Annotated in this window: 22 protein-coding genes; 9 read left to right on the forward strand and 13 right to left on the reverse strand. The window is 65.4% G+C overall.

The genetic code is table 11. The annotated features are described in order from the left end of the window. Positions 1-76 precede the first annotated feature (76 nt). On the forward strand, positions 77-655 hold the full coding sequence (locus ACUCV3_RS04305) for a hypothetical protein (protein WP_004208574.1): 579 nt from the start codon (positions 77-79) through the stop codon (positions 653-655). Here ACUCV3_RS04305 and ACUCV3_RS04310 read toward each other — a convergent pair. Beyond that, positions 635-1,537, reverse strand: coding sequence for a histone deacetylase family protein (locus tag ACUCV3_RS04310; protein ID WP_048937442.1), 903 nt, complete (start codon positions 1,535-1,537; stop codon positions 635-637). The genes ACUCV3_RS04305 and ACUCV3_RS04310 overlap by 21 nt on opposite strands. Positions 1,538-1,594: 57 nt before the next feature. Here ACUCV3_RS04310 and ACUCV3_RS04315 point away from each other — a divergent pair, with 57 nt between their 5' ends. The 3 genes from ACUCV3_RS04315 to ACUCV3_RS04325 are packed head-to-tail and all read left to right on the forward strand — an operon-like array spanning position 1,595 to position 4,117. Continuing rightward, a complete protein-coding gene (locus ACUCV3_RS04315) occupies positions 1,595-3,055 on the forward strand; it encodes a L,D-transpeptidase family protein (RefSeq protein WP_017500103.1) in 1,461 nt (486 codons plus the stop codon). Between the two features lie 5 nt (positions 3,056-3,060). Then, positions 3,061-3,381, forward strand: coding sequence for a hypothetical protein (locus tag ACUCV3_RS04320; protein WP_010339642.1), 321 nt, complete (start codon positions 3,061-3,063; stop codon positions 3,379-3,381). A 52-nt stretch (positions 3,382-3,433) separates the two neighbouring features. Further along, positions 3,434-4,117: a murein L,D-transpeptidase catalytic domain family protein gene (locus ACUCV3_RS04325; RefSeq protein ID WP_010339641.1), complete on the forward strand. Its 684-nt coding sequence runs from the start codon at positions 3,434-3,436 to the stop codon at positions 4,115-4,117. A gap of 45 nt (positions 4,118-4,162) precedes the next feature. On the opposite strand, the gene ACUCV3_RS04330 is transcribed toward ACUCV3_RS04325, so the two are convergent. The 7 genes from ACUCV3_RS04330 to ACUCV3_RS04360 form a co-directional block, all read right to left on the reverse strand. Further along, positions 4,163-4,888 carry a tetratricopeptide repeat protein gene (locus tag ACUCV3_RS04330; RefSeq protein ID WP_048937444.1) on the reverse strand — a complete coding sequence of 242 codons (726 nt, stop codon included), beginning with the start codon at positions 4,886-4,888 and terminating at the stop codon, positions 4,163-4,165. Between the two features lie 98 nt (positions 4,889-4,986). Beyond that, positions 4,987-5,682 carry an ATP12 family chaperone protein gene (locus tag ACUCV3_RS04335; RefSeq protein ID WP_010339639.1) on the reverse strand — a complete coding sequence of 232 codons (696 nt, stop codon included), beginning with the start codon at positions 5,680-5,682 and terminating at the stop codon, positions 4,987-4,989. Further along, positions 5,679-5,933: a hypothetical protein gene (locus ACUCV3_RS04340; protein ID WP_004208582.1), complete on the reverse strand. Its 255-nt coding sequence runs from the start codon at positions 5,931-5,933 to the stop codon at positions 5,679-5,681. Before ACUCV3_RS04340 ends, ACUCV3_RS04335 begins: the two co-directional genes overlap by 4 nt. Continuing rightward, positions 5,930-6,589, reverse strand: a complete 660-nt coding sequence (locus ACUCV3_RS04345) for an HAD-IA family hydrolase (protein ID WP_010339638.1) — start codon at positions 6,587-6,589, stop codon at positions 5,930-5,932. The genes ACUCV3_RS04340 and ACUCV3_RS04345 overlap by 4 nt, the downstream gene beginning before the upstream one ends. Positions 6,590-6,599: 10 nt before the next feature. Beyond that, positions 6,600-7,970: an RluA family pseudouridine synthase gene (locus ACUCV3_RS04350; protein WP_010339637.1), complete on the reverse strand. Its 1,371-nt coding sequence runs from the start codon at positions 7,968-7,970 to the stop codon at positions 6,600-6,602. Continuing rightward, positions 7,967-8,353 (reverse strand): fluoride efflux transporter CrcB, encoded by a 387-nt coding sequence (crcB, locus tag ACUCV3_RS04355; protein WP_010339636.1) that lies wholly within the window; start codon positions 8,351-8,353, stop codon positions 7,967-7,969. The genes ACUCV3_RS04350 and crcB overlap by 4 nt, the downstream gene beginning before the upstream one ends. Before the next feature lie 44 nt (positions 8,354-8,397). Next, on the reverse strand, positions 8,398-9,360 hold the full coding sequence (locus ACUCV3_RS04360; protein WP_010339635.1) for a DMT family transporter: 963 nt from the start codon (positions 9,358-9,360) through the stop codon (positions 8,398-8,400). On the opposite strand from ACUCV3_RS04360, the gene ACUCV3_RS04365 reads away from it, so the two are divergent. Then, complete coding sequence (locus tag ACUCV3_RS04365) at positions 9,359-9,937, forward strand: Lrp/AsnC family transcriptional regulator (protein WP_010339634.1); 579 nt, start codon at positions 9,359-9,361, stop codon at positions 9,935-9,937. The two genes, ACUCV3_RS04360 and ACUCV3_RS04365, sit on opposite strands and share 2 nt — an antisense overlap. A gap of 18 nt (positions 9,938-9,955) precedes the next feature. On the opposite strand, the gene ACUCV3_RS04370 is transcribed toward ACUCV3_RS04365, so the two are convergent. The 5 genes from ACUCV3_RS04370 to ACUCV3_RS04390 form a co-directional block, all read right to left on the reverse strand. After that, positions 9,956-10,975 carry a fatty acid desaturase family protein gene (locus ACUCV3_RS04370; protein ID WP_010339633.1) on the reverse strand — a complete coding sequence of 340 codons (1,020 nt, stop codon included), beginning with the start codon at positions 10,973-10,975 and terminating at the stop codon, positions 9,956-9,958. A gap of 268 nt (positions 10,976-11,243) precedes the next feature. Further along, the gene (locus ACUCV3_RS04375) at positions 11,244-12,152 is read right to left on the reverse strand and encodes a LysR substrate-binding domain-containing protein (protein WP_482240394.1); all 909 of its coding nucleotides are present in this window, start codon (positions 12,150-12,152) and stop codon (positions 11,244-11,246) included. Positions 12,153-12,238: 86 nt separating this feature from the next. Continuing rightward, on the reverse strand, positions 12,239-12,490 hold the full coding sequence (locus ACUCV3_RS04380; protein WP_234415716.1) for a hypothetical protein: 252 nt from the start codon (positions 12,488-12,490) through the stop codon (positions 12,239-12,241). Beyond that, positions 12,480-12,845: a hypothetical protein gene (locus ACUCV3_RS04385; RefSeq protein ID WP_010339630.1), complete on the reverse strand. Its 366-nt coding sequence runs from the start codon at positions 12,843-12,845 to the stop codon at positions 12,480-12,482. Before ACUCV3_RS04385 ends, ACUCV3_RS04380 begins: the two co-directional genes overlap by 11 nt. A 140-nt stretch (positions 12,846-12,985) precedes the next feature. Further along, a complete protein-coding gene (locus ACUCV3_RS04390; RefSeq protein ID WP_029548006.1) occupies positions 12,986-13,732 on the reverse strand; it encodes a hypothetical protein in 747 nt (248 codons plus the stop codon). A 162-nt stretch (positions 13,733-13,894) separates the two neighbouring features. Here ACUCV3_RS04390 and ACUCV3_RS04395 point away from each other — a divergent pair, with 162 nt between their 5' ends. The 4 genes from ACUCV3_RS04395 to ACUCV3_RS04410 all read left to right on the forward strand — a co-directional run bounded on the left by ACUCV3_RS04395 (position 13,895) and on the right by ACUCV3_RS04410 (position 16,804). Beyond that, positions 13,895-14,116, forward strand: a complete 222-nt coding sequence (locus ACUCV3_RS04395; protein ID WP_004208594.1) for a hypothetical protein — start codon at positions 13,895-13,897, stop codon at positions 14,114-14,116. Then, positions 14,113-15,015 carry an EamA family transporter RarD gene (gene rarD, locus ACUCV3_RS04400; RefSeq protein WP_010339628.1) on the forward strand — a complete coding sequence of 301 codons (903 nt, stop codon included), beginning with the start codon at positions 14,113-14,115 and terminating at the stop codon, positions 15,013-15,015. The genes ACUCV3_RS04395 and rarD overlap by 4 nt, the downstream gene beginning before the upstream one ends. Positions 15,016-15,796: 781 nt before the next feature. Further along, complete coding sequence (locus ACUCV3_RS04405; RefSeq protein WP_010339627.1) at positions 15,797-16,024, forward strand: excalibur calcium-binding domain-containing protein; 228 nt, start codon at positions 15,797-15,799, stop codon at positions 16,022-16,024. A gap of 171 nt (positions 16,025-16,195) precedes the next feature. Continuing rightward, positions 16,196-16,804: an outer membrane protein gene (locus ACUCV3_RS04410; protein ID WP_010339626.1), complete on the forward strand. Its 609-nt coding sequence runs from the start codon at positions 16,196-16,198 to the stop codon at positions 16,802-16,804. The last annotated feature ends 104 nt before the right edge of the window (positions 16,805-16,908 follow it).

The raw sequence follows: 16,908 nt of genomic DNA on the forward strand, positions 1-16,908 counted from the left end.
ACGGAAAGACATTGCCTTCCCGGCGTTTGTAGATCAGCCTCCACTGTCGGAGCGCGTTGGAACGGGGAGTGAGGCTATGATGCTGCGGACCATCCTGGGCGGACTGCTTGGCGGTTTCGCCATGTTCATCATCGGCTTCCTCTTCTGGGGCACGCCCCTGAGCGCGCTGGCGCTCAGTCGTGCCGATCCGCAGGCGAGCGCCAATCTCCAGGCCGCGATGGCGCAGGCGCTGGCCCGCAGCGGCACCGGCGTTTATGTCATCCCCGATCCCGCCACGGCGCAGGGCACGATCCTCTATGGCAAGGGGCCGGTGGCGATGCTTTTCTACAATAATGGCGGCTTCCCGGTGATGGACGGCTCCAGCCTGATCGGCGGGCTGCTGCTGGCGCTGGCGACCGGTGTGCTGATTGCGCTCGCGCTGCGCTTCGTCACCGGCGACTTCAACAGCCGGGCGCGGGTGTCGATCCTGTTCGCGCTCGCCACGGTGCTGTGGCTGCATATCGGCCAGGCCGTGTTCAACCATGCGCCCTGGGGCTACAGCCTCTATCTGGCGCTGAGCGATCTGGTCGCGCTGAGCGTGGCCGGGCTGATCGCCGCGAAGCTGATGGAAGGGCGCGCCGCGAAGCCCAGCGCGTCAGACAGCACGCTCCACTGACGCCATCCGCAGCATGCAGGCGGCATGGCGCCGCGCGACCGCCATCCGGTCCGCGCCATAGCCGCCACCCATGCAACTGGCGACCGGAATGGCGCGCGCCAGCGCCTGACCCATCACCAGTCCGTCGCGCGCGGCCAGCCCCTCGTCGCTGAGCGCCAGCCGGCCCAGCCGATCATCCACATGACCGTCCACTCCGGCCTGATAGAGGATCAGGTCCGGCACGAAATCATTCAGCACGCGCGGCAGCATCTCGCCCAGCGCCGCCAGATAGTCTGCGTCGCCGGTATCGTCGGCCAGGCCCAGATCCAGCGTCGAGCGCGCCTTGCGCACCGGGAAATTCTTCTTCGCATGGATCGACAGGGTGAAGACATCGCCCCGCCCCGCCATCAGCGACGCCGTACCATCGCCCTGATGCACGTCGAGGTCGAGGATCAGGATGCGGTTCACATCCCCCTCCGCGATCAGCCGGTTGGCCGCGATCGCCAGATCGTTGAACACGCAATAGCCCGCGCCGCTGTCGGCCAGGGCATGGTGGCTGCCCCCGGCGGCATTGGCGGCATAGCCATGGACCAGCGCCAGCTTCGCCGCCAGCCAGGTGCCGCCGGGCGACAGCAGCGCCCGGCGCATCACCCGCTCGGTTACCGGAAAGCCGATCCGCCGTTCCTTTTCGGGCGGCACAGCGAGCGCCAGCACCTCTTCGACATAGGCGGGATCATGCACCGCCGCGATCCAGGACGCGGGCATCGGATCGGGCGCATGAACGGTCATCGGCGCGCCGCTTTCGGCCAGCACGTCCATCACCAGGCCATATTTGTCGAAGCGCGCCTGCTGGCCGTCTGTGGCCGGGGAGACATAGGCGGGATGGTGAACGACGTGCAGCATGATCTTTTCCCGCTATCGCGATTTGATAGATGGCCGCTTTGCGCTATCTGGTCCAGCATGAACCGTCCCGATTTGATCCGTTTCCTCGCCCTGCCCCTGCTGGCCGCCGCCGCCATCCCGGCCGTCGCGCAGCCACCGGCGGTGACACCGACCCAGAGCGCGCCGCCGGCCGGCCAGGTCGTGCTGCCTCCGCCGATGGCGGTGATGCCCCCGCCCGTGCCGCTGCCTGCCCTGTCCCAGGCGCAGGATGACTGGGCGAATGAATGGCTCAAGAGCGGCATGGCCGAAGGGCTGATGGCGCGCAGCAAGCCGACCGCGCCGATGCACGGGCAGCAATTGCTGAACGCACTGCTGGATCGCGGCCGCGCGCTCAGCACCGGCCGGGTCGATACCGCCGATTTTCTGGAGGTCTGGGCGCTGCGCCCTGCCGCCTTCGATCCGCGCCCCTCGCTCGCCAAGGCGATTGCCGAGGATCGGCTGCCGCAATGGGCCGCCAGCCTGACCCCGCCCTATTCGGGCTATGACGGGCTGCGCAAGGGCCTCGCCACCTATGAGAAGATCCGCGACACCGGCGGCTGGCCCAGCCTGTCGGCCGGCGCCTCGGCCGATGTCGTGCGCGCCCGCCTGGCGCTGGAGGACAAGAGCGTCACCGGCACCGAGCCGCTGACCGCCGCGCTGCAACGCGCGCAGCGCCGCTATGGCCTCAACCCCACCGGCCTGCTCGACGCACGCACCCTGACCGCGCTCAACGTGTCGGTGGATGATCGCATCGCCGCGATCATGGCCAATATGGAACGCTGGCGCTGGATGCCGCGCGAATTGCCGGTAAACCGCGTCCAGGTGAACATCGCCGCCGCCGTGCTGACCGTGTTCCAGGGCGACGAACCCGTCACATCGATGCGCGCCGTCACCGGCAGCCCGACTAACCAGACGCCGATGCTGTCGTCGAACATCCATTCCATCGTGGTCAATCCGCCCTGGAACGTGCCGATGTCGATCGCCAGGAAGGAATTGTTCCCCAAGGGCCGCGCAACCCTGGCCAAGCAGGGCTACAAGATCGTGAAGACGCCCGAGGGCGGCGAGCGCATCGTCCAGCCCGCCGGTCCCAACAGCGCGCTCGGCCGGCTGAAGTTCGATTTCAACAATCCCTTCGCCGTCTATCTGCACGACACGCCTTCGCGCGGGAAATTCTCCAGCTATGACCGGCTTGCCAGCCATGGCTGCATCCGCCTGGAAAAGCCGGTATCGCTGGCCGAACTCATGGTGGCGAGCGATCCCAGCCTGTCGGGCCAGATCCAGAGCCTGATCGACACCAACAAGACCCAGCGCGTGTCGCTGCCCTCGCAGGTCGCGGTCTATCTGCTCTACTGGACCGCCTTTGCCAGCAGCAACGGCACCATGAACTTCCGCGCCGATCCCTATGACTGGGACAAGCTGCTGGCCCAGAAGATCGAGGCCTCCAGCCGCCGCGTCGACCCCACTGCGGTCAATTCGACCGCCCCCGCAGCCAAGGACTGATCCCCATGCGCCATTTTGCCCGCCCCCTGACCTTCGCCGCCCTGTCGGGCGCGCTGCTGCTTGCCGCCTGCGGCCAGAAGGAAGAGGAAGCCCCGGCGACCAATAATCTGGTCGAACCGCCGGTCGAGAATGTCATCGTGAACGAGCCGGAAGCGCTGCCGCCCGAGCCGGAAAATGTCGTCACCCCGACTCCGGCACCGCCGCCGTCCGTGTCGGAACAGCAGCAGATTCTGGATGATGCCGAAGCCAGCGGCATGACCTCACGCCTGCGCGAAAACGGCGAGGGGAGCCAGGGAGCGGACGAAGCGGGCAATAGCAGCCTGTGACGAAGGGCGCCCCCGTCTTGGAGCGGGGGCGTTGATTTGTTATAGACGGCACATGGATCGCCGCAAATTCACGAAGTTCGCTTTAAGCGGACTCGCCTTCTCGTTTTTGACCGATAGTGTTGGCAAGGCCGCACTACCGGTAGCGCCTGAACCCGCGAACCGCCCTCCGGTTCCCGCGACTCCATCGGCCGCACCGATTTTTTCGCGCAAGCCCTATGCGCTGCTGCTGGAAGAGGCGAAGGCCGCGCTCGACCAGCATGCGCGCGACTTCACCCTGCGCGACCGCATCGCCATCGCCGACTTCAACGCGCCGTCGAAGGAATTTCGGTTCCATATCGTCGACCTGATCGGTGGCCAGGCCAACAGCTATCTGGTGTCGCACGGCCGCGGGTCCGATCCGGGCCATTCGGGCTGGCTGCAGAGCTTTTCCAACGAGCCCAATTCGCTTGCCAGTTCGTCGGGCGCCTACAAGACGCTGACCGTCTATGATGGCCAGCATGGCCGGTCAATGCGGCTGGCGGGGCTCGATCCGCAGAACAACAATGCCGAAATGCGCGCCATCGTCATCCATGGCGCCGACTATGTCAGCGAGGACCATGTCGCTGCCTGGGGCAAGTGCGGCCGCAGCGAGGGCTGTTTCGCGCTCGCCCGCCACATGGTGCCGCAGGTATTGGGTATGCTGGGGCCGGGCCGCATGGTCTATGCCAACAAGATTACCGGCATGGTCGAAGCCTGACCGGCAAAGGCCCCGCCCGGATCACCGGGCGAGGCCTCTTCATGCTCAGCCGGCCTTGACGCCGCTCAGCGCCTGGGCGGCAGGCTTGTTCGACGCATCGACCGAACCGTCGGCCAGCATCGCCTTGCTCATCGTCGCCGCTTCGGTCTTGAGCGCGGCATCGTCGGTCGCCTGGCTGGCGCCGATCAGCGCCGACAGCAGGATATTCTTCGTCACCGGATCGGCCGCATTGGCCGCCGCCGACTTGCGGGCCAGGCCCAGCGCTTCCTGATAGAGCGGCGCGGAGCCGGCCTTGTCCTGCGCGCCCAGCTTCTGGTTGCCCAACTGGATCAGGATACCGGCCAGGATATTGCGGCTGGTGGCATCGGCGGGCTTGGCCTCCACCACCTTGCGCCAGTGCGGCAGGGATTCGCCATAAAGCGCGATCACCTTGTCCATCTTGCCGAGCGCGCCCTGGGCAGCGGCATCGGCATAAAGCGCGTTGGCGAGGAAATTGACATTGTCGATCTTGGTCGGGTCGACCTCCACCGCGGTGCGGATGGCGGGCATCGCCGCCTCATATCTGGTTGCGGCGGTGGCATTGTCGCCCGCCTGCAGCGCGGTCTGGCCGGCGGTGAAATCGGTCACCGCCTGGTTGAAGGCGTTGATCTGTTCGGGGGTCATCTGGCCGGCGGCGGGGGCAGCGCTGGCTGCCGGGGCATCCTGTGCCAGGGCCGGTGCGGCGAGGGTGGAAAGGGCAAGAAAGGCAGGAACCAAAAGGCGGGACTGCAAGGTCAGGGTCTCCCTGGTCGTTGATCCAATGTGGCGGATGCAGTCAGGGCATCCGCCAACACAAGAATGAACGAACGAGCGGTCCCGTTCCCAGCCCCCTAGGCTCGTGCCATCCCGCAAAAGGCTCGACCCACGGCAAACTCGCCCGCGCGGCGCGCCGAACGGGCCAGCGCTTCGGCATCCTCGCCCCATTGTTCGGCCTGCCAGCGCTCGTCGATCTCGGCCGCTTCCCATACGGAATCTGCGTCGAACGCCTCTTCCAGCACCGCCAGGCCGCAGACCAGCGAGCCGCTCAAGGTCACCAGCCGCGACAGGCCGGCCAGGGTGAAGGGATCCAGTCCGTCCACCGCCGCCGCCAGCCGTTCCAGCGTCGCGTCGGGCTGGGCGACATGGATGATGCCCTGGGTGGTGACGAAGGCAACGTCGTACCGGGCACTCGCCCAGTCGAGCAGCGGATCCCAGGCGGCGGCCTGACGCGCGACGAACGCCTCCGGCCCCTCGGCCCGGTAGCAGAGCATGTCGGTGCCGCCATATTCGGCAATGTCGGCCGCGAATTTCGCGCGGTTGCCGGCGATATGGTCGATCGCGGCATTGGCAAGGCCGGTGAACGCCATCGTCGCCGGATCGACCGTCTCGCCCTGGTCGCGCCATTCCTGCGCCACCGCCTCCGCCAGCACTGCATTGGGCAGCGCCAGTTCAGCGCGGGCCGGCGTGCGCACCGGGCGGCCATCCAGCCGGATCGCGAAACCGCCCTCGACCGGCTCGACCGTCACATCCTTGTAGAAACGCTTCACGGGCGGCTCCGCTTGAACAGGGCCAGCATCAGGCGCGGCACGATGATGAACTGGAACAGGCCGGCGACGACCATGATCAGGCCGAACGCCTTGGCCTTGTCGCCCTGTACCCAGGAAAAGCGCTGCATGATCGCCAGGAAACCGAACATGACGAGGAAGGCACCCGACAGGCGGAACAGGCCAAGCGCGAAATGGCGCTGGCGCGCGATCTTTTCCGGGTCGACCGGCGGGATGGGAGGCATGTCGTTCATGGCGCGTCGATATGGCGGCGCAATTCGTCGCTGTCCATCGCCACCGCATGGGCGCCGGCCTGCACCAGTTCGGCCGGCGCATGATAGCCCCAGCCGACGCCGATCGCGCGGGTACCGGCGGCCAGCCCCATGTCGATGTCGAAATGGGTATCGCCGATCATCACCGTGGTTTCGGCCACCGCGCCCGCCTCCGCCATCGCCTGCAGCAGCATCGAAGGGTGCGGCTTGGACGGGTGGCGATCGGCGGTCTGCAGGGTCACGAAATGATGCGCCAGATCATGATGGGCAAGACACAGGTTGAGGCCGCGATCGGACTTGCCGGTGGCGACGCCCAGCAGCCAGCCATCGCCGTCCAGCGCCCGCACCAGGTCGGCCATGCCGGGATAGAGCGGTTCGGACACGGCATTGGCGCTGCGCAGGGCGTGGAAGGCCGCCTTGTAACGATCGGTCAGCAACTGGTGATAGTCCGGCTCCGCATCGGGCAGCAGCCGGGCCATCGCATGGGGCAGCGACAGGCCGACGATCGACAGGATCGCCAGCCGGTCGGGCGGTGTCAGCTTCTCGCCCTCGAAGGCATGGGCCATCGCGGTGCAGATGCTGTGCTGGCTATCGACCAGCGTGCCGTCGCAATCGAAGACGGCAAGGCGGTTGCTCATGCCCCGCCCCTTATTTCTCGCCGCGACCGCGCCGTTCGCCGCGCCGGCCCTTGCGGATCTGCTTGGCATGGGCGCGGGCCGCTTTCTTCTCGTCCTCGCGGGTCGGCGTCCGGTCGATCTCGTCATCCAGCGGCATATCGCCCAGCGACAGGTCGAAGCCGAGCGCGACCAGGCTGTTGAGGAAATGTTCGGGCAGTTCCGCCTTCATGTCGATGCGGCCGCCATCGGGATGGTCGACGCGGATGCGGCGGGCATGGAGGTGCATCTTGCGGCTGATCGATCCGGACAGGAAACTGTCCTTGCCGCCATATTTGCCGTCGCCAACCAGCGGGTGGCCGATCGCCGCCATATGGACGCGCAACTGGTGGGTGCGGCCGGTATAGGGCTGCAACTCGACCCAGGCGGCGCGATTGCCGGCGCGCTCGATCACGCGATAGCGGGTGCGGGCGGGCAGGCCCTCTTCCTCGTCCACATGCATCTTCTCGCCGCCGGTGCCCGGCTGCTTGGTGATCGGCAGTTCGATCATGCCATCGTCGATGCTGGGCACGCCGATGACGATCGCCCAATAGACTTTCCGCGCGGTGCGGCTGGAAAAGGCCTTGGCGAAATGCGCGGCCGAGCGGCTGGAGCGGGCGAGCAGTAGTGCGCCCGACGTGTCCTTGTCGAGGCGATGGACCAGCTTGGGCCGGGATTCCGCGTCGAAGATCAGCCCGTCGAGCAGCCGGTCGACATGCTCGTCGGTCTTGGTCCCGCCCTGGGTGGCGAGGCCGGGCGGCTTGTTGATGACGATCGCCTGCTTGTCGCGGTGGATCACCATGTCCTGGACATAGGCGATCTCGTCCTCGGTCAGGTCGATGACGCGGACGCGCTTGGGCTTGTCGGCCGCCGCCACCTTGGGCTCGGCCGGCGGCACGCGGATCATCTGGCCTTCGGCGATGCGGTCGCCGGGCGCGGCGCGGGCGCCATCGACACGCAACTGGCCGGTACGCGACCAGCGCGACACGATGTTGAAGCCGACATCGGGCAGATGCCGCTGGAACCAGCGGTCGAGGCGGATGCCATCGTCATCGGCCTGCACCCGATATTGCCGCACGTCCAGGCTGACGCCCTTGGCCGGATTGGACTTGGCCGCGACCGCCGGGGTCGGTGTCGCCGCCTTGGCGACGGGGGCCTTGGTGCGAGGCTTGCCCACTGACTTGGTGCCGGGCTTGCCGCCTGACTTGAACGGCCGGTCGCCATCCTGCTTGCGCGCGCTCGCCGCCTTGGCGCCGCCGCGGGCGCGACCGGGCGCGCCGCTGCGGCCGCCGGGTTTCGCGCTGCTACCGCCGGGCTTGCCGCCCCGTGCCGGACCGCCGGATTTGCCGGGAGGACGCCCCTTCATGCCGCAACACTCCGCATAACCGTAAGACCCAGCGCCAGCGCGGCCACCGCGCCGACCAGCGAGAAGAGTGCATAGCCCAGCGCCAGGCCGATCTGGCCGCGCTCGATCATCAGCATCGTCTCCAGGCTGAAGGAGGAAAAGGTGGTGAAACCGCCGAGCACGCCGACACCGAGCAGCAACCGCATCGGTTCGCCCGACGCCGTGCTGCCACGCGCCAGCCATCCGGCGAGCAGGCCCATGGCGAAACCGCCGATCAGATTGGCGGCAAAAGTGCCCCAGGGCCAGGCCGCGCCGGGCGCCATCTGCCCGGCGAACCGCCCCAGCAGATAACGCAGCGCCGCGCCAACCGCGCCGCCGCCCATAACAAGGAAGATATTGGTCATGATTGTCGCCCTATCGCGATTCCGCCAAAGGGGAAAGGACGCATTCAGGCGGCGATGCTGGCCTCCGCCGGGACGGGACGGCGATGGGCGGCGATGCAACTCAGCACCGAGAGGATCACCAACACGAATGCCGTGCCCTCCAAGGGCGTCGGCAGCCGCGCTTCCCAGATGAAACCATAGAGCAGGGCAAAGCCGGTTTCGAACAGGATCATCTGTCCCACCATGGTCAGCGGCAGCAGCCGGGTCATGCGATTCCACAGCGCATTGCCGACGATCGAGGCAAACAGAGCGACAGCGATCACGACAGCCGCAAAGCGGGTCCAGTCGGCCGCATCATGCGTGCCACTGCCCAGCCACGGCACCAACGGCAGGAACAGCAGCGCCTGCGCGCCGGTGGCAAGGCCGATCAGGAAATTCCAGTCCTGCGACGTGATACCGTCCATCCGCCGCAGCCAATGGGCATTGCCGATCGCAAAGGCGGTCCAGGAAATCAGCGCCCCGACCGCGCAGGCAAAGCCGATGATCCGCGTCGCCACCGCGCCCCCGCCCGGCATGACGATCGCCTGCCAGCCGATGCACAGCGCACCCGCGACACAAAGCAGCAGCGACGGCGCCAGATGCCGCAGCGACACCGCGCCGGCCTGCCGGCTGCCGACGATGGTCACCGCCACCGGCAGGAAGCCGACCACCAGTGAGGTCATGGCAATGCCCCCCATCTGCACCGCGCTCACCAGCAGCACATAATAAAAGAGGTTCCCTGCCAGTGCGAGCCAGGCCAGCGCCCACAGGATGCGCGGCGTCAGCAGCGGCCGGATCGCCCGCCAGCGCGGCGCAACCAGCAGCACGGACATCAGCCCATAGGCCAGATAACGGCCGATCGCCTGTTCAAGCGGGCTGAAGCCCGGCACGATCTCAGGCGCCAGGAAGACGAGGCCCCAGAGCGCCCCTGCTCCCATACCGCAAAAGATGCCGGCCAGGATCGCGCCGGATGCTCGTGACTGGTTCATGCTCGCCTTCCGCCTGTCGAAAATTCAGGTGACGGGAAATATCATCATCGACATGAGAAAGGCGCTCTTGATTGGCCGGTCAAATGCAACAATTACTCATTTCATGAGCCAGACCACCAAGATCGACCATTTCGACCGGGCGATTCTGCGCCTGATCCAGCGCGACACCCGCATGCCCCAGCGCGCAATTGCGGAGGCGGTCAACCTGTCGACCGCCGCCGTGCAGCGCCGCATCGCCGCGATGGAGCGCAGCGGCGTGATCGTGCGCAATGTCGCGATCGTCGATCCCGATCAGGTGGGCCTGGGCGTCACATCGATCGTCGAGGTCAATCTGGTCGATGAAAAGGCGGCGCGCGTCGACAAGGCCAAGCAATTGTTCCGCGACGCGCCCGAAGTGCAACAATGCTATTATGTCACCGGCGGCCGCAGCTTCATCATGCTGATCGTCGCACCCGACATGCGCAGTTATGAAGCGATCACCCGCCGCCTGTTCGCGGAAAATGAATCGGTCGCCAGCTATCACAGCTATCTGGCGCTCAACCGGGTGAAGGCGGGGATGGAACTGGTCATTCCCTGATCCGTGCGCCCCTTCGAATTACGGATTCGTCTCGACCGGAACCTGCTGCCGATCGGGACCACTGACCGCAGGCGGCGGCATCAATTCCCGGATCACCCCCCAATAGCCCTGCGTAACGTGCGCATCGCGCGCATAGAGCGGATCGGATGCCATCAGATGCCGGTGCAAGCGGCGCAGATTATGCCAGGGCACCGACGGGAACAGATGATGTTCCAGATGATAGCTGACATTGAGCGGCCCGATCAGGATCCGGTCGATCAGGGTCGGGATGACGGTGCGGGTACCGCGGATTTCCGTCTCGTCGGTGACGCCATTATGTTCCGCCATCGCCCGCAACCGGTTGAACACATTGGCCCAGATGAACTGGGGAATCATGAACAGCCCCAATATCTGCCAGCGCCAGGGCGACCACAGGATCGCGCCATAGACCAGCACCGCCCAGACGATGTAGCGGACGCGCAGCGCCAGCCGGAAATCGAAGCCGAAGCGCATCGGATTGTGGAAATTGGACAAGGGCGACCAGATTCGTGCCGCCCGCGCCGCCCGATAATAGTTGAGGCCGGACAGGCTGCGCAGCAGCAGCACGACCATGGCGCGCCCGCTTTTCGGGAAATGCTGGTCGGCATCCTTGCGCTGCACCCGATAATCATAGTCGCGCATCGTGTTGGTATGGCGATGATGCACCATATGGGCGACACGGTAGAGATCGATGCTCAGCGCGAGCGGATAGGCAACGAACAGGTCGCCGATCAGGTCGTTGACGCGCCGGTTGCTGAACAGCATCCCGTGACAGGCCTCATGCATCATCACCGCCAGAACCTGAATCCGCGTGCCGATGACGATGCCGGCGATCAGATAGGCCGGCCAGCGATCGGCCCGGATCGCGATCACGCAGGCGGCGATCATCACCGCCCATTGCAGCGCCAGCAGCAGCGCGTTGCGCCAGTTGGGCACGACCGACAATTGCCGGATCAACGGCAGGGTCGCACGCCGCGAATAGCGGTATCCGGCGCCACGTTCCTGGACATTTTCTTCCATGGAACCCAGTCTCCGAACGCTCCACCAAATTTGGCCCCAATGCTATGATCGGGACAAACAAGCGTCAAGCATCGTGCCGGGCGCCCCTCTTTCCCATCAGCATTAACGGCTTGTTAGGCGCATGGCCGCAGAAGGATCGCTTCCAATCGGTGGGGATCGATGATGGTTGATATTGTTTTCGAATTTTCGGCGCACATGCTGGCGCTCGGGCTGATCGTCGGCGGGCTGTACAGCCTGACCAAGGAAGCCGGCTTGCGCTGACGGCCATTCAGGCCAGCGGGCCGCTCGTCAGCGACGGAAAACTTTCCGCGACATAGTCGATGAACGCGCGCAGGGTCGGCGACATGCCGGTGCGCGCGGTGAAGAGGACGTGGACGATGCCCTCGCTGGTCCGCCAGTCGGGCAGGACATGCACCAGCCGTCCCTGTTGCAGCTCGACCGAACAGGCCGCTGACGACAGCAGCGCCACGCCCAGCCCGGCCACCGCCGCATCGCGCACCGTCGCTGAATCATTGCTGCAGAATCGGGGATGATGGGCGACGACATGCTGTCGCCCCTGCCCGTTCATCAACAGCCACTCATCATGTTCGACATGCTCGCCCACGCTCAGCGTCGGCAGGTCGGCAAGGCTGGCGATGGTCGTTGCCGCGACCTGCGCCGCCACCGCCGGCGCGGCAACCAATATGCGGTCCAGCCGTCCCAATTGATGCATCGTCAGCGCCTGATCATGCACGGTGTCGATATCCACGCGAAAGGCGGCATCGAACCGTTCCTGGATCAGGTCGATCCGCTGGCTGCTGATATGCATTTCCAGATGCACGTCGGGATAGAGCAGCAGGAACCGGGCAAAGACATCGGTGCGCAGATAACGGGCCAGCCCCGGCGGGCAGGCGATGCGCAGATTGCCGCTGATCTGCGACCGGGCACGCGCGGCGATCGCCTGGGTGGCGTCGATCCCCTCGGCGATCGTCTCGCACTGGCGATAGATTTCGCGGCCGACATCGGTCACGCGCAGATTGCGGGTCGATCGCTCGATCAGGCGGACGCCCAGCACCTGTTCCAGCCGCTCAACCCGGCGACTGAGCTTCGCCTTGCGTTCGCCGGTGGCGCGCTCCGCCGCGCTGAAGCCGCCATGGCGCACGACCTGGGCAAAGCTGCGCAAATCATCCAGATCCATGGCGCCGTCCCGTCCGCTCTCCTTCCGCGTCGGACCGGTGCTACACGCTCCGCCCGGCTGGCGCCAGCCGGGCGCGGCATCCACGATCACCGCGCCTGGCCGCTGACCATCATCGGCAGGAACAGCAGCGACGCCGCGACCGTCGCCACGAAGGAGACCAGCAGATCATCGACCATGCCGTTGATGCCACTGAACAAGACGATTTCCACGAACAGGATCAGGAAGAACAGCGCCAGCCGCGTGACGACACGCGGATGCGCCAGATGGAATGCGCGCAGCATCTCCAGCGCCTGCATCGGCGGCTGGCGCAACGCGCCGCCTGAAGGATCAGGCCGCACGGACCACCGCCCGCCGGGCATCCCCGGTCATGTAGAGCACGCGCAGCAGGTCGAGCTGCTCGCGCGAGAAACCCGCCGCATCGAACGCCTCCAGCTCCTCGCCGGTCAGCGACCGGCCAGTGCGCAGGATGATCGCGCTCTGGCGCAGCGTTTCCAGCCGCGGATTGGCCAGGGTGTAGGTCGGTTCCGGGCCGCGCAGGAAGCTGCGCAAGCGGCCGAGCGGCGCGCGGACCGAAGGCACGGAACTGGCCGGATCGCTATCGGCCAGCCAGAGCACTTGGCGCTCCTGCGCGTCAAAGGGTTCGCCGACATTGTCATTGGCCGTATCGGCCCGGTTGAAGACGGAGTGTTGCATCGCCTTGATCCCACCTGTTGTTGCAGGGGATGTAGCGATGCACGGGTCGGGCTTGTAGCCGGCAAAAGGACGACAGATCGTTTCCGTTTTGGAAACAAAGCGACCCTGTGCAGCAAAAGAGGGCGAAGCCCCCCTTACGCTTATCGGCCGTGGTCGGCGATGATGTCGACGCCCGTCTTGCCGCCCGGCGCATTGGTGAAGACGATGAAATAGGCGCTGCCATCGGCCTTGCGCGTGCCGCCCAACACATTGTCGCCCTCGACGATGCGATGTTCCGCATCGAAGCCGGCGCGGCGGGCCTGGGTATAATAATAATCGATCACGCCCTGCTTGGGCACCGGCGTCACGAAGCTCGCCGCGCGCAGGGTGCAGCCATCCTTCTCCGCACCCGCCGCCTCGGTCAGCTGCGCGCCGGGATAGAGGGTGAAGGGATCGGGCATGCGGCTGGCCCATTGCATGCCATAGACCAGCTTCTTGGCGCAGCCGGCATTGCCCCCGCCGCCCAGTTGCGCCTGTTCGCGCGCCAGCCCGCCCAGCGTCATCGGACTGTTCTTGATCGGACCGCTGACCGGCGCCGGGGCGGACAGCAGCTTGCCGCCGACCAGCTTGGCCGCTTCCGCCTGCGCCTTGCCGGCGTCGCCGCTCAGCACCGGCAATGCGCCATTGGCGGCACGATCGGCGCTGCGCACGGCATTGCGGTTCGACTGGCCGACCAGATTGGGATCGACGACGATATCATCGGCCAGCGCGCCCTTGACCGCCGGGTCCGCGGCATTGTTGGTCAACTGGTCGTCCAGCGCGGCAAGATTGCCGTCCTTGCCGCCCTTGCCACAGGCCGCGAGCGCCAGCAGCAACGCCATCACACCAACTTGTCTGGAAATCGCCATCCGCCTCGCTCCTTCATAACCCGGCACATAGAACGGATAGCGGGACTTTCCGTTCGCATTCAGGGTGCATAGACGCCCCTACCCCATCGCAGGGCCAGTTTCTGCAGGGTGGCATGGTCGCTTGTCTTGTTCCGGGACAGCAAAGCCGCCATCAGTCGGACTATGCTCAACCTTCTGTCAGCCCTGATCGGTCTTGTCACCCTTGTCCTGATGATCCCGGCGGTGTTTCCGCTGCTCGGCGCGCTCAACTGGCTGCTGGTGCCGATGGCGCTGTTCGGCGCCTTCATCGGCCTGATGTCGTCGAAAAAGGGCGGGCAGAATTTCTGCCTGATCGTCGCCGCCTTCGGCGCGCTGCGCCTGTTCCTGGGCGGCGGAATCCTGTGACCATAGCGGAAAGCGAAGCCCGCAAGGGCGTCATCGCCGCGATCGGCACCTACAGCATCTGGGGGATGCTGCCGCTCTTCTTCCGCCTGCTACATCATGTCGACCCGATCGAGATCGTGACCCAGCGGGTGATCTGGTCGGTCATCCTGATCCTGGTGCTGCTGGCCGCGCGCAAGGGACTGGCGGCCTTCATAACCGCCTTGCGGACGCCCCGGCTGGTCCTGCCGCTGATGGCATCGGCGGTGATGATCGCGATCAACTGGCTGGTCTATGTCTGGGCGGTCAATGACGGCCATGTCGTCGCCTGCAGCCTGGGCTATTTCCTCAACCCGCTGGTCAGCGTGGGCCTCGGCGTCGTCATACTCAAGGAAAGGCTGCGGCGCGGACAGATGCTGGCGATCGCGATCGCCGCGATCGGCGTCGCCATCCTGGCTGCGGCCGCGCTCACCACCTTGTGGATCAGCCTGGCGCTGGCGATCAGCTTCGCCCTTTATGGCCTGATCCGCAAGCTCACCCCGATTGCGCCGATGACGGGCCTCGGCGTCGAGACGCTGCTGCTGGTCGCACCCGCGATCGGCTACCTGATCTGGCTGTCGGGCCATGGCGGCATCAGCTTTGGCCAGGACGTGCCGACCACCGGCCTGCTGATCCTGGCCGGCGGCGTCACCACCGTGCCGCTGGTGCTGTTCGCCACCGCCGCCCAGCGCCTGCCGCTGGCGACGCTGGGGCTGCTGCAATACCTGGCGCCGACGCTGCAATTTCTGTGCGGCGTGGTGCTGCTGGGCGAGACGCTGAGCCAGGGGCAGATGCTGAGCTTCGGCCTGATCTGGCTGGGCCTCATCCTCTTCGCCAGCGACAGCTATGCCGCCGCCCGCCGCAACCGGCTGGCCACGGCCTGACCCCGGTCTGGACAGACCCGTTCAGGGTAGCGGATGGGCGTGCATGGTGGGCGAAAAGGCCCAAACAGCGGGATTACTTGGTCGCAAGAGGCGAAACTATGCCGATCAGGCGGCGATAGCGGCTGCCCGATGACGTTTTGCCCCGATCATAACAACATCTTTTCAATGCCTTAGCTGCAAGCGCGTGGAAGTTTACGCGTGTGCGCCATGAGGGATATTGGGCCGATCGGAAAAAACGACCGGAATAGAATGGGTTGACGATAGGAAGGAGCCGGCCGGAAGTTTATACCGGGCACATGGCTGTAGGACAGGGCTTTTATCGGGGCGGCCGGAATGGGTGGGAAGCGGACTGACGGGTTTTGGAAGAGAATGTTTGATACTGGACATAATCGTTGGCACGCCGCCTCGCGCTTGTCCCATGGCTATCCATATCACTGATGCAATCTCGAACAGGCCCGCTGGCAGGCCCCCCACTTCAAAGCCGGAAACCCTCTGACCGCCGCGCGGCAGCACGGCTCCCATCAAAGCGAGTCGCGCCAATGGGGCACCGGATCGGCACCGCCCTCGAATGCAAACCGATCCTTTACTCTCGATCGACAATATGCCCCACATGCGTAACAATTTCGCCTTGAAGTCGTTTGCGGTCGCCGGGCTGGTCGGCGTCGCCGTGGGCGGTGGTAGCAGATACATGTCCTCCTCAACGACGGTCCCCGAAGCCAGCGCCGCCGACGAAGTCACATCAGAGTGGCGACCGACCCGCGACACGATCCGGGATCGCCCGATGTCGGCGGACGAACTGGACGCCCAGCAGCCTTCAGGTTCTAGCGCCACTCCTCAGCGCAGCCCACGCGCCCAAACTCCAACGGGGTCGGGAACATGGTCGTATCGGAATTGCGCCGACGCCCGTGCAGCCGGCGCTGCGCCAATCCACCGGGGGCAGCCGGGCTATGGGGCACATATGGATGGCGACGGGGATGGCATCGCATGTGAGCCATATCGGGGACGATAACCCCAATCATCGTCAATCCATCCCGACAAATCGCAACGCGACATAATTGTCACAATCCATCCTCGAAACGGTTTGGAAACGAAACCAAGGTTGCCCTAACGGCTTCACCCCCTATTTGAGCCAGCAAGGGTCGCACGATAACTTTGTGCATCAATATCAGGGGTTTGTAATTTGAAGAACGTTCTTTTCGCGGCGGCCGCTCTGGCTGCTGTGTCGGCTCCCGCATACGCGCAGGAAGCCTCGAATTTCGGCGGTTTTAAGGTCGGTGCGACCGTTGGCTATGACAGTGTCAATCTGTCCTACGACGATCTCGACGATAGCAAGGGCGGCTTCCTCTATGGCCTGACCGCTGGCTATGACTATGACATCGGCACTCTGGTAATCGGCGTTGAAGGTGAAGTCAGCGACTCCACCGTCAAGGAAACCGCAACCGACGTTCTTGTCGATGGCGATCGCTGGAAGCTGTCGGCTGGCCGCGACCTCTATGTCGGCGCGCGCCTTGGTTTCCCGGTGTCGCAGAACCTGATGCTGTATGCCAAGGGCGGCTACACCAACGCCCGCGCGAAGCTCTCGGTCAGCTATGATGGCGACAGCGCCAGCGAAGGCGACAACCTTGACGGTTACCGCGTCGGCGGCGGCATCGAATTCGCGAACGCAGGAAACTTTGCCCGTCTCGAATATCGCTACAGCGACTATGGCAATTACAGCTATGACGGTTTCAACACCGGCATCGCCGCGTCGCGCCATCAGATCGCGGTAACGGGCGGTTTCCGCTTCTAATCTGATCTTGCTCGGCGAACGCGGCTGAGCGACCGGCCCGGAATTCTTTTCCGTACGACTTGCGGCCCTGATCGTCTTCGGATGGTCAGGGCCATTTTCATGTC

The organism is Sphingobium sp. VMM (assembly GCF_056790315.1).